This is a genomic window from Streptomyces tibetensis (genome assembly GCF_007655005.1).
GTDB lineage: Bacteria > Actinomycetota > Actinomycetes > Streptomycetales > Streptomycetaceae > Streptomyces > Streptomyces tibetensis.
Genome location: NZ_SZVW01000003.1, coordinates 54,643 through 69,588, shown reverse-complemented (window position 1 = coordinate 69,588; position 14,946 = coordinate 54,643). Strand labels below are relative to the sequence as shown.

At 71.3% G+C, this 14,946-nt stretch carries 12 protein-coding genes; 3 read left to right on the top strand and 9 right to left on the bottom strand.

The annotated features are described in order from the left end of the window. Nucleotides 1-45 precede the first annotated feature (45 nt). Together FDO69_RS05165 and FDO69_RS05160 are read right to left on the bottom strand one after the other, a co-directional pair. Nucleotides 46-906, bottom strand: a complete 861-nt coding sequence (locus FDO69_RS05165) for an esterase/lipase family protein (RefSeq protein ID WP_104778562.1) — start codon at nt 904-906, stop codon at nt 46-48. Between the two features lie 172 nt (nt 907-1,078). Then, entirely contained in the window at nt 1,079-1,525 is a 447-nt protein-coding gene (locus FDO69_RS05160) for a MarR family winged helix-turn-helix transcriptional regulator (RefSeq protein WP_104778561.1), read from the bottom strand. A gap of 79 nt (nt 1,526-1,604) precedes the next feature. On the opposite strand from FDO69_RS05160, the gene FDO69_RS05155 reads away from it, so the two are divergent. Beyond that, a complete protein-coding gene (locus FDO69_RS05155; protein WP_104778560.1) occupies nt 1,605-1,979 on the top strand; it encodes a cupin domain-containing protein in 375 nt (124 codons plus the stop codon). Nucleotides 1,980-2,066: 87 nt separating this feature from the next. Here the strand turns inward: FDO69_RS05155 and FDO69_RS05150 are convergent, their stop codons facing one another. Continuing rightward, nucleotides 2,067-3,065 carry a DNA polymerase Y family protein gene (locus FDO69_RS05150; protein ID WP_104778559.1) on the bottom strand — a complete coding sequence of 333 codons (999 nt, stop codon included), beginning with the start codon at nt 3,063-3,065 and terminating at the stop codon, nt 2,067-2,069. Beyond that, entirely contained in the window at nt 3,062-6,610 is a 3,549-nt protein-coding gene (locus FDO69_RS05145; RefSeq protein ID WP_104778558.1) for a DNA polymerase III subunit alpha, read from the bottom strand. Before FDO69_RS05145 ends, FDO69_RS05150 begins: the two co-directional genes overlap by 4 nt. Before the next feature lie 154 nt (nt 6,611-6,764). Here FDO69_RS05145 and FDO69_RS05140 point away from each other — a divergent pair, with 154 nt between their 5' ends. Next, nucleotides 6,765-7,787, top strand: coding sequence for a DUF3533 domain-containing protein (locus tag FDO69_RS05140; RefSeq protein ID WP_104778557.1), 1,023 nt, complete (start codon nt 6,765-6,767; stop codon nt 7,785-7,787). 243 nt (nt 7,788-8,030) lie between these two features. Here FDO69_RS05140 and FDO69_RS05135 read toward each other — a convergent pair whose 3' ends face one another. From FDO69_RS05135 to FDO69_RS05120, 4 genes are all read right to left on the bottom strand, one after another. Then, nucleotides 8,031-9,113, bottom strand: a complete 1,083-nt coding sequence (locus tag FDO69_RS05135) for a S1 family peptidase (RefSeq protein WP_104778556.1) — start codon at nt 9,111-9,113, stop codon at nt 8,031-8,033. A gap of 416 nt (nt 9,114-9,529) precedes the next feature. After that, nucleotides 9,530-10,435, bottom strand: coding sequence for a S1 family peptidase (locus tag FDO69_RS05130; RefSeq protein ID WP_104778555.1), 906 nt, complete (start codon nt 10,433-10,435; stop codon nt 9,530-9,532). Nucleotides 10,436-10,661: 226 nt separating this feature from the next. Continuing rightward, nucleotides 10,662-11,444: a DUF1684 domain-containing protein gene (locus FDO69_RS05125; RefSeq protein WP_104778554.1), complete on the bottom strand. Its 783-nt coding sequence runs from the start codon at nt 11,442-11,444 to the stop codon at nt 10,662-10,664. 27 nt (nt 11,445-11,471) lie between these two features. After that, complete coding sequence (locus FDO69_RS05120) at nt 11,472-12,743, bottom strand: DUF5685 family protein (protein ID WP_170320843.1); 1,272 nt, start codon at nt 12,741-12,743, stop codon at nt 11,472-11,474. 290 nt (nt 12,744-13,033) lie between these two features. Between FDO69_RS05120 and FDO69_RS05115 the strand changes: the two genes are divergently transcribed. Next, complete coding sequence (locus FDO69_RS05115) at nt 13,034-13,474, top strand: cell division protein SepF (protein WP_053672325.1); 441 nt, start codon at nt 13,034-13,036, stop codon at nt 13,472-13,474. Between the two features lie 49 nt (nt 13,475-13,523). On the opposite strand, the gene FDO69_RS05110 is transcribed toward FDO69_RS05115, so the two are convergent. Beyond that, complete coding sequence (locus FDO69_RS05110) at nt 13,524-14,714, bottom strand: acyl-CoA dehydrogenase family protein (RefSeq protein WP_104778885.1); 1,191 nt, start codon at nt 14,712-14,714, stop codon at nt 13,524-13,526. Nucleotides 14,715-14,946 lie beyond the last annotated feature (232 nt).

Here is a 14,946-nt window from a genome sequence, read left to right as displayed (position 1 = left end):
GGTTGCACGTGTCGATCGGTTGCACGTGTCAATCGGTGACACGTGTCATTCGAAGGCCGATGCGCAGGTGGTGGGCGTGGCCCGGCCCGGATCGAGGGCGTTGGCCACCTCGTGGAAGACGACCCGGTCGAGCAGCCCCACGGCCACGTGCTCGGACAGGTCGACGGGGCACAGGTCCTGGAGCAGGACGTTGCGCACGTCCGGTCCGCTCAGGTACTGGCTGCGCCACGGCGTGACCACCTCGTCGTACCGGGTGGCGATGACGGTGTAGCGCACGCCGGGCACGGTGTCGCCGCCCGCGTTGAGCTTGGTGAGGAAGGCGGAGCCGGTGACCTGGTCGGCGAGGGCGGGAGTGTTCTTCGAGAGCAGGTCACCGGCGCCGGGGAAGTACGGCAGCAGGTGGGTGAAGCCGTTCAGGTCGGTGCCGTGGTTGCTGGGCGCGATGCCGACCAGGGCGTGCACCTCGGCGGCGCCACCGAGGAACTTGAGGTAGTAGCGGGGCATCATGCCGCCCTGCGAGTGCCCGACGACGTCGGTCTCGTCGGCGCCGGTGGCCGCGAGCACCTTGTCCACGAAGTCCTTCAGCTGTGCGGCGGACTTCTCGACGGGTCCGAGGCCGTGGAAGAAGGGGACTCCCTCCAACTGGCCGTAGTCGAGGGAGAAGACGCAGTAGCCGCGGACCTTCAGATAGGGGGCGAGGCCCAGCCAGTTGTCGACGGAGTTCCCGAGGGTGCCGTGGACGAGGACGACGGGGCGGGGGTGGGCGGCGGACGGCTTGCAGGAGTAGTCGTTCCAGCCGGAACCCGGGGCGCCCGCGGCCTGGGCCGTGGTGGCGGGGACGGTGACGGCGGCGGCGGTCAGCAGCAGCGCGGCCAGAGGTCTGAGCGCTCGATTCCAGGGCAGCATCGGGTGATCTCCTTGCGGCTCAGGGGGAGGTGCGACGGCACGGGGCCCTGTGATCCGGATCACGAGGATGCTGTTCACTCGTCAAGTTACGAGCGAGTAGCCGAACTGGGAAGTTACGCGTCAGTAAAAACTCGCCGCGCAGCCGGCGCCGCGCCCACCGGCCGACCCCCCGTCACCAGGCGGGCTTGAGGGGCCCGTGCGGAGCGATGCGCAGCAACTGTTCCCGCAGCGACCGCACTTCGCGCTCCCCCAGCAGGTCACTCCATTCCCGCACGGCTTCCGCGGCCGCCTCCTCCGCGGCCCGGGTGCAAGCCCACCCTCGCTCGGTCAGCACGACCAGCCGCGCCCGCGCGTCCTCGGGATGCGGCCGCCGCTCGGCGTACCCCTTGCGCACCAGCTCGTCGACGAGTTGGCTCGCGGCCTGCTTGGTCACCCCGAGGTGGACGGCGAGGTCGGTGACCGTCGCCCCGTCCGGGGCGAGCCGGGCGAAGGCGAACCCGTGCGCGGGCCGCACCCCTTCGAAGCCGCGAGCGATCACGCCGTCGTTGATGCGCTGCGTGAGCCCGCCGGCGACGGCGAGCAGGGCGGCGGACAGGGCCATGGCCTCGGAGTTCTGCACGCATGCATTGAAACACCCTTGACGCGACGGTCAAGTAGCTTGACCATATAGTCAAGCTACTTGACCACCTGGAGGCCTCATGCCCGTCGTCCGATCGTCCGAAGCCGTCACCCACGAGATCCACGGCGCCCGTTTCGTCTCGTACGCCACCCCGGGCAGCGGCAGCAAGGAACTGTGCGCCTGGCGCGGTGAGATCCCGGCCGGCCTCAAGGCACCCGCGCACACGGTCAGCCGGGAGGAGATCTTCCATCTGCTCGAAGGCGAGCTGCTGATCACTCTCGACGGCCGCACCGAGCGGATCGCGGCGGGCGACACGGTGATCATCAATCCCGGCGCCACCCTGACCGTCGAGAACCCGACCGACCGGACCGCGTACTCCTGGGTCACCACCTCGATCGGCCTGGAGGCGCGGCTGGCCGACGGCACCCGCATCGTGCCGCCGTGGGCCAACTGACGTCACGCGGAAGGCCGACGCCATACGGAAGGCCGACGCCATACGGAGGGCTGACGCCATACGGAAGGCGCCGTCATGCGGAAGGGCCTACGCCGCCCGCCCCCCACGGCGGGCTCCCCCTAGTCCCCCGGGCATCACCGCCCGCGGCCCGAACTTCGCCCGTGCCCGGTCCGCGACCTCCTCGATGCGGCGGACCTTCTCGTCCACCGGGTCGAAGGTCAGCTGGTGGGAGGCCTGGTCGGCGGGGTCGAGCCCCTCGGCGCGCAGGGCGATCGCCCGCACCCTGGCCCGCTGCAGCCCGAGCGCCTCGTACATCCCGTAGGCGGCCCTGGTCAGTGCCGGGGAGTGCGCGGTCGGTTCGGTCAGGGTGCGGCTGCGGGTGGTGGCGGACCGGTCGGCGTAGCGCACGGTGAGGGTGAGCGTGCGGCAGACCTTCTCCAGGGCGCGCAGCCGGGCGCCGATCTCCTCGGCGGCCGACAGCAGCGCCCGTCGGTGCCGGTCGGGGTCCAGTTCGTCGCGCCCGAAGGGGCGTTCCGTCGCCAGGGACCGGGAGACGGCGTTCGGCACGACCCGGCCGCGGTCGAGGCCGTTGGCCTTCTCCCGCAGCTCACGGCCGGCCTTCGCGCCGATCAGCCGCTGCAGCGTGGACAGCGGTGCGGCGGCGACCCGGCCGAGGGTGTCGAGCCCGTAGTCGCCCAGGGTGCGGGCGGTCGCGGTGCCCACACCGGGCAGCGCGGCGACGGGCTGGTCCGCGAGGAACTCCGCGACGGCGTCCGGCTCGTCGGGCACCGCACGCGTCACCCCGGGCACGGCCTCGCGCAGTGCCATCCGGGCCAGCATCGGCCCGGGTCCGGCTCCGATCACGCAGTCGACGCCGTGGAGTGCGAGCGACCGCACCCGGATCACCGAGGCCAGTTCGACGGCGTCCCGCCCGAAGTACCGCTCGGCGCCGCGCAGGTCGGCCAGCGCCCCGTCCGGTGGCAGGGCCTGGACGACGGGGGTGAACTCCTCGAGCATCCCGAGCAGACGGGGCAGGTCCGCCTCGCTCGTCGGAGGCAGCTGGAAACGTACGCAGAGGATGGTCATCCCGCACTCCCCGGACTCTGGTGCCACAACTTCCTTGTGTTCGCGGGCTCTTCGCCCGCCGGACGCAGATCGGCCCAGGGGTGCATCTCGTACCCCGTGGACATACGGATCTTCCGTTGCTCCATCGGATCCCTGGCCGCGGAACCGGTCGGCGCGGGCACGCCGTCCGACCCGGCGAGCCGCCGCCGCGCGGGCCCCTCACCGTCGTCGCCGGAACCGTCGCCACCGGAAGCGTCGCCGCCCGAATCCTTCTCGCCGGGACCGCCTTCGCCGGACCCACCGGGGCGGGAGTCGGCCAGCCGGGCCGCGACCCCCTCCAGCCCCTCCTCCCGGCGCACTTCGAGCAGGTCCGCGAGGTTCCAGGCGGCGGCTCCCACCACGCTGAGGCTGCGCGGGCCGCGGCGCTGCACCACCCCGCGCACCAGCAGCAGCCAGGAGTGGAAGACGGTGTGGGCGCAGGCGTCGTGGGAGTCGTCGAAGAAGGCGAGGTCGACCAGGCCCGTGCCGTCGTCCAGGGTGGAGAAGATGACGCGCCTGCCGGAGCGGATCGGCGGCGTCTGGGTGGCCGCCTTGGCGCCCGCGACCAGCACCGTCTCCCCGTGCCTCGCCTCCCGCAGCCGCCGCGCCGACACCACGCCCAGCTCGTCGAGGAACTGCCGGTGATCGTCCATCAGATTGCGTGAGGCGTCCATGGACAGCACGCCCAGCTCGGCGCTGAGCCGCTCAGAGGAGGTGAGGTCGGGCAGCCCGGCCGGTGCGGTCTTCCGCCCCCCGGCCAACGGCAATTGACCTCCGCCCGAGCCCCGGGCGCCCCGGTGCAGCTCGGTCAGATGCAGTTGCAGATCACGGCGGTTGGCGCCGAACGCGTCCAGCGCTCCCACCTGTGCGAGCCGCTGGGCCACCGGACGGCTGGGCCTGCCCCGCTCCCAGAAGTCGACCAGCGAGGCGTACGGCTGCCCCTCGGCGATCCGCGCCGCCTCGGCCTCGCTGATGCCGTGCACATCGGAGAGAGCCAGCCGCAGCCCCCACTTACCGGACACCAGTTCGATACGGTGTGCGACCCCCGACGTGTTCACATCCAACGGCAGCACGGGCACTCCACGACGCCGCGCGTCCGCCAGCAGCAGCCGCTTCGGATACATCCCGGGATCGTGCGTGAGCAGCCCGGCGTAAAAGGCGGCCGGATGATGCGTTTTCAGCCACGCCGACTGGTAGGTCGGCACGGCGAAGGCGACCGCGTGCGCCTTGCAGAAGCCGTACGACCCGAAGGCCTCGACGATCTCCCAGGTCCGCTGGATGGTTTCCGCGTCATAGCCGTTCGCCGCCGCGTGCCGGGCGAACCACACCTTGATCCGCGCCTGCGACTCCGGGTCCGACAGCCCGCGCCGCACCCGGTCGGCCTCGCCGCGCCCGCAGCCGGTCATGATGTCGACGATGTCGATGATCTGCTCGTGGAAGACGACGACCCCGTAGGTCTCCTTCAGCGGCCCCTCCAGGTCCGGGTGCGGATACCGGATCGGCGCCCGCCCGTGCCGCGCCTCGATGAACGGCCGCACCATGTCGGCGGCGACCGGCCCGGGCCGGAACAGCGAGATGTCGACGACGAGATCGTGGAAGCCGGCCGGCTGGAGCCGCCCGACCAGGTCCCGCTGGCCGGGTGACTCGATCTGGAAGCATCCGAGCGTCTCGGTGGACCGAATCAGCCGGTACGTCTCCGGATCCTCCGGCGCCAGGGCGTCCAGGTCCACCCGGGCGCCCGACACCCGCCGCACCTCCTCCACCGCGTGCGCCATGGCCGACTGCATCCGCACGCCCAGCACGTCGAGCTTCAGCAGCCCGAGGTCCTCGACGTCGTCCTTGTCGAACTGGGACATCGGAAAGCCCTCGCCACTGGTCGGCATGACCGGGGTACGCGCGAGCAGCGAGGCATCCGACAGCAACACCCCGCACGGGTGCATGGCCACGCCGCGCGGCAGGGCGTCCAGCGCCTCGACCAGCTCCCACAGCCTTCCGTACTTCTCCCTCTCCCCGGCCAGCGCGCGCAGCTCGGGCAGCTCCTCCAGTGCCGCACGGGCGTCTCGTGCCCGGATATGAGGAAAGGACTTGGCGACCCGGTCGATCTCGGCCGGGTCCATGGACAGGGCGGCCCCCACGTCACGGATGGCGTGCCGTACGCGATACGTCTCCGGCATCGCCACCGTCGCGACCCGCTCGGTGCCGAACCGGTCGATGATCGCGCGGTAGACCTCCAGCCGGCGCGCGGACTCCACGTCGATGTCGATGTCGGGCAGCACGACCCGCTCCTTCGACAGGAACCGCTCCATCAGCAGCCGGTGCTCGATCGGATCGGCGTGCGCGATACCGAGCAGGTGATTGACGAGCGACCCGGCCCCGGACCCCCGGGCGGCGACCCGGACGCCCATTTTCCGGACGTCGTCCACGACCTGGGCGACGGTCAGGAAATAGGAGGCGAACCCGTGGTGGGCGATGATGTCCAGTTCCTGGTGCATCCGCTCCCAGTACTCCCGCCGCCGGTCGTACCCGTGCAGCACCATCCCGGCCACCGCCCGCGAGGCCAGCGTCCGCTGGGCGGTGCGGTGTCCGGCGCCGACCAGATGCGGCTCGGGAAAGTGGACGGTACCGATCCCGAGGTCGTCCTCGGGGTCGACCAGGCATTCGGCGGCCGTGGCCTGCGTCTGCTCCACCAGCCGGTGAGCGGTCTCCCGCCGGAATCCCGCCGCCTCCACGATCCGCTCCGCCACCCCGGCCATGTCCCCGGCGCCCTTGAGCCAGGCCTCGCCGGAGTCCAGCCCCTTGGCCGGGTCGATGGGCACCAGCCGCCGGGCGGCGTCCAGCACGTCGGCGACCGGCCCGAGACCCGGGTCGGCGTACCGTACGGCGTTGGTGAGCACGGGCCGGATGCGCTGCTCGGCGGCGAACCCGACGGTACGGGCGGCCAGCCGCAGCGACCCCGGCCCCGTACCCTCCCGGCCGTGCCAGACGGCCTCCAGTCGCAGGTCGTCGCCGTAGGCGTCCCGCCAGGGCGCGAGCAGCCGCGCCGCACGGTCGGGCCGCCCCGCGGCCAGGGCACGCCCGACGTCCGACGCGGGCCCGAGCAGCACGGTCACCCCCTGGGCATGATTGCGCTCCCAGGGCAGCAGGGGCGCCCCCTCCCCCTCATGGGCGGCCGAGACGAGCCGGCACAGCCCGCCCCACCCCCGTGCACCGTCCCGGGCGAGAAAGGTCACCCGAGGAGCCGACTCGTCGACAAAGGCACCACCCCGCACCGGGGTCCGCCGCCGCCCCCGCCGTTCGGCCCCGGGCTCCGCACTCCCCACCGCCAGATCGACCCCGAACAGCGGCCGGACCCCCGCCTTCCCGCAGGCCTTCGAGAACCGGACCGCGCCGGCGAGCGTGTCGCGATCGGTCAGCGCAAGGGCGTCCATCCCCCGCTCGGAGGCACGCTCGGCCAGCCGCTCCGGGTGCGAGGCTCCATGACGCAACGAGAATCCGGAGACGGTGTGCAGATGCGTGAACCCCGGCACACGCACCTCCCGCACTCGTGAGCCACACCAGCTCTCGAACATCTGTTCCCAGCTACCTCACCCCCACCATACCCCCATCCTCGAATGTATGTGCGACATCCGTTCGGCCCCGCCCCACCTGCGAAAACACCCCGAATCCCCCGACGGTGGAGGCATGCCGCACAGCTCCTTCCTCGCCGAGGTGAGAGACGCCGTCACACCGCGGGCCACCCTGCTCGTCGTCGGCGTGATCGCGCTCCAGCTGCTGTTCATCGCCTCGTACGTGGGAGCACTGCACGACCCGAAGCCCAGGGACGTGCCCTTCGGCGTGGTCGCCCCACAGGCCGCGGCCGGCCAGGCGGTCGGCCGACTGGAACAGCTCCCCGGCTCCCCCCTGGACCCCCGCGCACTGCCGAACGCGGCAGCGGCCCGCACCCGGCTCGCCCACCGCGACATCGACGCGGCCCTGATCATCGACCCCCGGGGCAGCACCGACACCCTCCTGGTCGCCTCCGGGGGCGGCAGGGTCCTCTCCACCACGCTGACGGCCCTCGTCACCACCCTGGAGAAGTCCGAGCGGCGCACCATCCGGACGATCGACGTGATCCCGTCCGCACCCCACGACCCCAACAGGCTCTCGTCCTTCTACCTGGTGATCGGCTGGTGCGTCGGCGGTTACCTGGGCGCCGCGGCCCTCGCCATCAGCGCCGGGGCGAAACCCTCCAACCCCACACGCGCCGCGATCCGCCTCGCGGTCATGGCCCTGGTCGCGATCATCGGCGGTCTCGGCGGAGCCCTCATCGCCGGGCCGATCCTGGACGCCCTGCCGGGCGGCACCGCGGCCCTCTGGGGCCTGGGCACCCTGATCATCTTCGCCGTGGGCGCGGCCACCCTCGCTCTTCAGGGCGTCTTCGGCACGGTCGGCATCGGCCTGGTCATCCTGCTGGTGGTCATCCTCGGCAACCCCAGCGCGGGCGGCGCCCTGCCCCCACCCCTCCTCCCGCCCTTCTGGAAGGCGATCGGCCCGGCCCTGCCCCCCGGCGCCGGCACCTGGTCGACGCGCTCCATCGCCTACTTCGACGACAACGCGATGACCGGCCCCCTCCTGGTCCTGTCGGCATGGGCGGTGGCAGGAACAGCGATCACCCTGGCGGCGGCCACGGTACGAAAGCGCGCGACCGCAACGCAGCCGCCGTGACCCCCGCCGGAGCCGACCCGCACTCGCGTACGGCGAGAAGGGGCCGTGTCGGGGGGTGTCCGCCCGCAGCGGTTGGCGCGTCGACCCCAGTCAGTCGGTAAGTGGGTCCATCGCGCCGTTCCGAGGACGGACACCCCCCGGCGCGGCCCCGACCCACCCCGAGCGAAGGCAAAGCGAACGCGGCCGCACACAGCGAAGAGCCCCGCCCCCACAAAAGGGGCGAGGCTCCACAAACTCCGAGCGTCAGCCGATCTCGGTCCCGGTCGCCGACAGCGCCTCGGTCACCGGCTGGAAGAACGTCTCCCCGCCCGAGGTGCAGTCACCGCTGCCGCCGGACGTGAGGCCGACCGCCTTGTCCCCGGAGAACAGCGACCCGCCACTGTCACCCGGCTCCGCGCACACGTCGGTCTGGATCAGCCCGTTCACGATGTCGCCGTTGCCGTAGTTCACGGTGGCGTCCAGCCCCGTGACCTTGCCGTCGTGCACCTGCGTGGTCGACCCGCTCCGGGTGACCGCCATGCCGACGGTCGCGTCCGCGGCGCCCGAGATCTTCTGGGCGGACCCGTTGTACAGGTTCACCTCGCTCGGGTGGTCGACCTCCGCGGTGTACTTGACCAGCCCGTAGTCGTTGTCCGGGAAGCTGGAGTCCGCGTTGGTGCCGATCTCCTTGCCGCTGGAGTCCGACCACGTGGAGATGCCCTCGGTGCAGTGACCCGCGGTCAGGAAGAACGGCTCACCGCCCTTGACCACGTTGAAGCCCAGCGAGCAGCGCCCGCTGCCACCGGTGATCGCGTCGCCACCGGCGACGAAGGGCTTGTACTCCCCCTTGGACCGCTTGAGTTCGGCCTTCGCCCCGAGCCCGTCCACGACCTTCGTCAGCGTCGCCCACTCGGCCTTGGAGACCGTACGGTCGGCGGTCACGACGACCTTGTTCGTCGTCGGGTCGGTCACCCAGGCGGTGCCGGGGATCGTCGCGTCCTTCTTCAGCGTGCCGCGGGCGCTCTTGAGTTCGGCGAGGGAGTTCGCCACGACTCTCGCCTTGGCGCCGGCCTTCTCCACGGCCTGCGCGGCACTCTCGTCGAGCACGTTCACCACGAGGCTCTTGCTCTTGGTGTCGTAGTACGTCCCGGCCGCGTCGCCGCCCAGGTCCTCGGCCAGCGACGAGGCGAGCTTTCCGGCCGCGGTGACCGACAGGGTCCGGGGTGCGGACGTCTCAGGGGTCTCACTGGCGTTCGCGGTCTGGAACGTCACTCCCGCGGCGACCAGCGCGGCGATGCCCGCACCTGCCACGGCTGCACGCCGCTTGGGTATGCGTCGGTGCTTCAACTTTCGTCCTCCTGTGGGGGGTCGGCACGAGAGGTTGTGGGGACCTCACGAGCCGGAAGGCTTCGTTGACGAGCGCCCACTATTCCGAGGACGACGGGGAGCACACAAGGGTGAGTTCGAGACGCGCGTAGACAGCGCTTCGCACGCCTCCCCATTTTGACCGTCCACGATCAAATCGGACCCAACTCCCGTGCGTTCACAGTGCAAACATTACGCGTGAGTAATGTGTGCCCACTCTGTGACGTCTACACGTGGCCGAATTTCGCCCCTCCCACGGGCGGTTCGGAGAGAGGCCCCGAGGGGCCCGCAGGGAGGCCGCGTGCGACCCGCACACAGCACGAAGCCCCCGCACGCGATGCGCGCGGGGGCCACGAGAAGTGCTGCGAAGACAGGTGCCGCGAACGTGCCGCCGGGGCCTAGTAGACGCTGACGCCGTAGGCGCTCAGGGCCTCCGTGACGGGCTGGAAGAACGTCGTACCACCGGAGGAGCAGTTGCCGCTGCCGCCCGAGGTCAGACCGTACGCCGTGCCGTTGCTGCCGTAGAGCGAACCGCCGGAGTCGCCGGGCTCGGCGCAGACGGTGGTCTGGATCAGGCCGGAGACGATGTCCCCGCCGCCGTAGTTGACGGTGGCGTTGAGGGCGGTGACACGGCCGCTGTGCGTACCGGTCGTGGAACCGTCGCGGATGACGGTGGTGCCCACGCTCGGGGTGGCCGCACGCGTGATGTCCACGCCGTTGGCGGTGCCGGGGCGGCTGACGGACCCGCTGTAGCGCACGAGGCCGTAGTCGTTGCCCGGGAAGCTGGAGCCGGCGGTCGAGCCGATGACCGTGGTGCGGCCGGAGTTGGAGTACCAGGTGCCCGCGCCGTCGGTGCAGTGACCGGCGGTCAGGAAGAACTGCTGGCCGCTGCTGTTCTGGACGTTGAAGCCGAGGGAGCAGCGCCAGCTACTCGCATAGATGGCGTCGCCGCCCTGGATGAGCTTGTTGAACTTGCCGGGGGTGCGCTTGATCGTGAGCGCGTCGGCGTTGCCGCCGGCCTGCTGCTTGATCTTCGCTATCTCGGCCTGCGTGACCGTGCTGTCCACGGTCAGGAGCACCCGGTTGTTCTTGCTGTCGACGGCCCAGGCGGTGCCCGGGATGTCGGCCTTCAGCAGCGAGCCGCTGGCGCTCTTGAGCTCGGCGGCGCTGAAGGTGGTGGGGGCGTCGGAGGCGTTCGCGCTGGGGATCGCGATCGCTGCGGCGGCAACGAGGCCGGTGGAAACGGCGATCAGCCGGGTCCGTCTCGAAATGCCACTGCGGGGGGTGGTGCGCTTGATCCTCACTTTTCGTTCCTCCACAAAGGAAGTCGGGGGCCCTCGTGGGGTTTCAGGCCCGTGAGGCGCAGCCTGGGACCGGCCGTCCGGATTCCGAACACGCCGTGCCCCTGACAAGCGCTGAGGGGGAGTATTCGGCCGAACGGCCGGTCGGCGCAAGAGTGCCTTTCGGACTCCCGCCTTTGATGGATCTTTACGAAGTGCCGCAGCGGCGCCTTTCACCCCCGGCCGCACCTCACACCAGCGTGCGCTCCCCCGCCGCGACCTCGATGTCCAGCGTGTTCCCCGGCGGCGGGAAGGGGCAGACGAAGTGGTCGGCGAAGGCGCACGGCGGCAGCAGCGCCCGGTTGAAGTCGACCGTGGTGATCCCCTCGGCGTCCGGCGCCGCCGGATACAGGAACCGGAAGCGGTAACTGCCGTTCCCGCTGGTGGCGTCGGCGAAGACGGCCCACAGCGAGCCGTCCTCCCGGAGCGTCACCTGAAGGGTCAGTTCCCGCCCTTCCAGTGCGAAGGCCAGTTCCCCGCCGAGCCCGAGCCCGCGCTCCCGTCCATCGGCGTTCGGCACCCGGACGGTACGGCCGGTGTCGTACGGCGTGAAGCGCCCCGGCACCGCCCAGCGCGGGTCGTACGGCGTGACGCGCAGACCACCGAACGCCCGGCGCGTGGAGGATTCCGGGTCGAAGTCCCGCACGCCCCACGCCCCCTCGCGCACCAGCACGACCTGGCGCCGCTCGCCGTACGCCACCCTGGCCGCGCTCGCAGGGCCCGGGTCGGCCGCGAGCCGCACCTCACCGCCGAAGGGCCGCCCGTCCACGGTGAGACCGTCCGGCTCGGCGGCGGTCAGCACGACCGCGTCACCGTCGGCCCGCCAGGACCCGGGGATGTCCGGAAGTAGACCGTCCGGATAGTCCTCAAGCCAGTACGTGCCGGTGAGCGCGAGCGGCCCGTACGGCGCCGACACCGCCGCGACGCGCCGCTCGTGCCACCGCTGCCAGTCCCCGGATGCGTCGGTCGTCATACGGACGACCCTGCCACACGGGGCGGGTCAGCCGTCGCAGGGGCAGCAGCAGTCGCACCCGTCGCAGTCGTCGCAGTCCCGGCAGACGCCCTCGCGCTTCTTGCGGGACCACGGCCCCTCGTACTCCTTGGCACAGCACAGCTTGCAGGTGCAGCACAGCAGCCAGAACATCCCGCAGCCGGCCCAGAACCCACGCCGGCGGGGCGGCTGCGGCACCGGAGCGCCCCCGCCGAAACCGCCCCCACCGAAGCCGCCGCCGAATCCGTCCCCGCCGTACGGCCCGCCGCCACCGGCGTACGGGTGTGCACCACCGCCCGTGTACGGGTGTGCGCCACCGCCCGCGCTCGGGTGCTGCGGGGAGCCGTAGGGCCCCGGCGGCTGCTGTCCGTGGGGTCCCTGCGGTCCGTAGGGCCCGCCGCCCTGGTGGGAGGCGCACACCGGCACCGTGCCGAACGCCCGGTCCACCGAGCGCCGCAGTTCGTGCACCAGCAGCAGATGCACCAGCTGCCCGTCGGTGAACTCGGCGTCGCGCAGCGCGAGCCGCACTCCGTGCACCGCGTCGTCGGCGAGCCGCCTGGCCTCCTCCAGGGAGGTGCCGGTCGCGGCGATCGGGTTCCAGGCGCCTGACGCGGCGTCAGTGTGCAGGTCCTCCACGGCGTCCAGCAGGTGAGCGAGGCGTCCGAAGAGCCGCCCGGCCTCACAGAGCGGTCCGGCGTTGCGCGGCCGGCCGGCGAGGACCGCCGTGTGCGCGAAGGCGGCGGCGGTGGCGGTCTCGGTCGGCTCGGTGACCGTCAGGATCGGCGTCCCGGGCCCGGCCAGTAGCTCGATCCCGACCTGCCGGTCCACCGCGTCGACCAGGAGCGAGGTGTCGAATCCCACAGCGGTGCCGCTCCGGGCACCGGCCGTGTCCCAGCTCGCGGCGACCCGTCGCGCGGCACGCGCCACCGGCCTGCGGGCCAACAGCCCGTCACCGTCGGTGACGTGATCGCGCACCTTCGCCGAGGCCAGCACCAGGGAAACGGCCGCCGCGAGCCGGGCTCCCTCGCCGTCCGCGACGGAGGCGGTGCGCATGCCGCGCAACGGGCACGGTCCGGCCGTACGCCGGCCCGCCCCGGCCCCGCTCTCCGTCTGAGCCTCCGTCAGAACCGAGAGAAGCAGCCCGTCATAATTCGTGACTATCCGGGCGAACTGCCCGTGGTCACCGCGCAGAGCGAGGCAGAGCCCGCACAAATGCGCCATCCACTGACCGGCGAGCCTGTCTCCGAGCCGGTGTCTGCACGGCCTGACGATTCCGAACACAACGCTCCCCCGAACTTCGTGACGCCGCTGAGCTGCGGCATCGTACCGACCCCGGCATTCACCCGTACGCCCCGGCCATCACCCGTACGCCGGGAAGAATCATATTTCACTCACAGTCAGCAGCCGTTTGGGAAACGGCCCTTGGGACACACGGACTCTCGACGGAATCGCTGTGCACCAGTACCGTCACAAACCCCCCGTGCGGCGTCTATCCACTTGGCGCGCCATCCGCATCATGGACGACCATAGGGATGCGGAAAGCAGAAAGACCGCTGTGAGAGGAGGCGTCCATGGGATCGGTACGCAAGGCAAGTGCCTGGCTTGGCCTCGTCGACGACAACGAAGACGAGCGTTACTACGACGACGACGACTACTCCGACGGAAACGAGCCCGGGGAGGCCTGGGTCACCGATCCGCGCGTCAAGGTGGCCTCGGACGTCGCCGAGGAGAAGGGCCGCCGCATCGGCACGGTGACCCCGGACAGCTTCCGGGACGCACGCGCCATCGGCGAGCTGTTCCGCGAGGGCGTGCCGGTCATCATGAACCTCACGGCCATGGAGGCCTCCGACGCCAAGCGCGTGGTGGACTTCGCGGCCGGGCTGATCTTCGGCCTGCGCGGTTCGATCGAGAGAGTCTCGACCCGCGTGTTCCTGCTGACCCCGGCCCACACGGAGATCGTCAACGGCGACCCGGCCGGACATCGCACGGACGGCTTCTTCAACCAGAGCTGAGGCAGGGCCGCTCACCGGCCCTGCCCCCGCGCAGGGTTACCGGACCGGCCTACCGGAAGGCATCGAGTCCGGTGAGCGCCTTGCCCAGCACGAGCTGGTGCATCTCGACGGTGCCCTCATAGGTGAGCACCGACTCGAGGTTGGTCGCGTGTCGCATCACGGGATATTCGAGCGAGATCCCGTTGGCCCCGAGAATCGTCCGGGCCGTGCGGCAGATCTCGATCGCCTCCCGGACGTTGTTGAGCTTGCCGAAGCTGACCTGCTCGGGACGCAGGCGGCCGGCATCCATACGCCGCCCCAGATGATGGGCGAGCAGAATCCCCTTGTGCAGTTCGACCGCCATGTCGGCGAGTTTGGCCTGGGTGAGCTGGAAGCCGCCGATGGGCCGCCCGAACTGCTCCCGCGACTTCGCGTAGTCGACCGCGGCCTCGAAACTGGCGCGGGCCGCGCCCATGGCGCCCCAGACGATTCCGTACCGGGCGTGCGACAGACAGCTGAGGGGCCCGCGCAGGCCGGTGACCTCCGGGAGGACGGCGTCGGCGGGCAGCCGCACGTCGTCGAGGACGAGCTCGCTGGTGACGGAGGCCCTGAGGGACCACTTGTGCTTGATCTCGGGAGCGGAGAACCCGCCGCTGTCGGTGGGCACCGCGAAGCCGCGGATCCCCTCCTCGGTCTGCGCCCATACGACCGCGACACCGGCGACCGACCCGTTGGTGATCCACATCTTGCGGCCGTTGAGGATCCAGTCGGAGCCGTCGCGCTTGGCGTACGTCCGCATGGCGGCGGGGTCGGAGCCGTGGTCGGGCTCGGTGAGCCCGAAGCAGCCGATGACCTCGCCGGCGGCCATACGTGGCAGCCACTGCTGCTTCTGCTCCTCGCTGCCGAAGCGGTGGATCGCGTACATGGCGAGGGAGCCCTGCACGGAGACGAGGGAACGGATGCCGGAGTCGGCGGCCTCCAGCTCCAGGCAGGCGAGCCCGTACTGCACCGCGGACGCACCGGCACAGCCGTACCCGTCCAGGGACATCCCGAGGGCTCCGATGCCGCCGAGCTCCTTGGCCAGCTCCCGGATCCCCGGCAGCTCCCCCTTCTCGTACCACTCGGCGACGTACGGCAGCACCCGGTCCGCGGCCCAGGCCCGCACGGTGTCCCTGATCCCGAGGTCCTCGGGCTCCAGCAGGTCGTCCAGACCGAGGGGATCGCCGGGATCGAAGGGAGGCAGCTTGGATGAACCGGACATGATCGACACCCTCCGAAGCTCTTTAACTAGCACTGCTAATCAAGACGCTACGACGCCGGCCCACCGACGCACCACCCGTAACCGCCGACTGAAAGCGGAACTCACCCGTGGCCACCACCACACCAGGAACGCCGCTCCCCCAGCTTCCCCTGCGTGCGGCCCGACCCCGGCTCCCCAGCCGCAGCGCGCGGCGGACGACCCGCCCCCCGCAGCCCTCCCACCGCATGCCGCC

Excerpts from the sequence above, each read along its gene's own strand:
- FDO69_RS05165 (WP_104778562.1), bottom strand. The coding sequence starts at position 906 with ATGCTGCCCTGGAATCGAGCGCTCAGACCTCTGGCCGCGCTGCTGCTG.
- FDO69_RS05155 (WP_104778560.1), top strand. The coding sequence starts at position 1,605 with ATGCCCGTCGTCCGATCGTCCGAAGCCGTCACCCACGAGATCCACGGC.
- FDO69_RS05150 (WP_104778559.1), bottom strand. The coding sequence starts at position 3,065 with ATGACCATCCTCTGCGTACGTTTCCAGCTGCCTCCGACGAGCGAGGCG.
- FDO69_RS05140 (WP_104778557.1), top strand. The coding sequence starts at position 6,765 with ATGCCGCACAGCTCCTTCCTCGCCGAGGTGAGAGACGCCGTCACACCG.
- FDO69_RS05125 (WP_104778554.1), bottom strand. The coding sequence starts at position 11,444 with ATGACGACCGACGCATCCGGGGACTGGCAGCGGTGGCACGAGCGGCGC.
- FDO69_RS05115 (WP_053672325.1), top strand. The coding sequence starts at position 13,034 with ATGGGATCGGTACGCAAGGCAAGTGCCTGGCTTGGCCTCGTCGACGAC.
- FDO69_RS05110 (WP_104778885.1), bottom strand. The coding sequence starts at position 14,714 with ATGTCCGGTTCATCCAAGCTGCCTCCCTTCGATCCCGGCGATCCCCTC.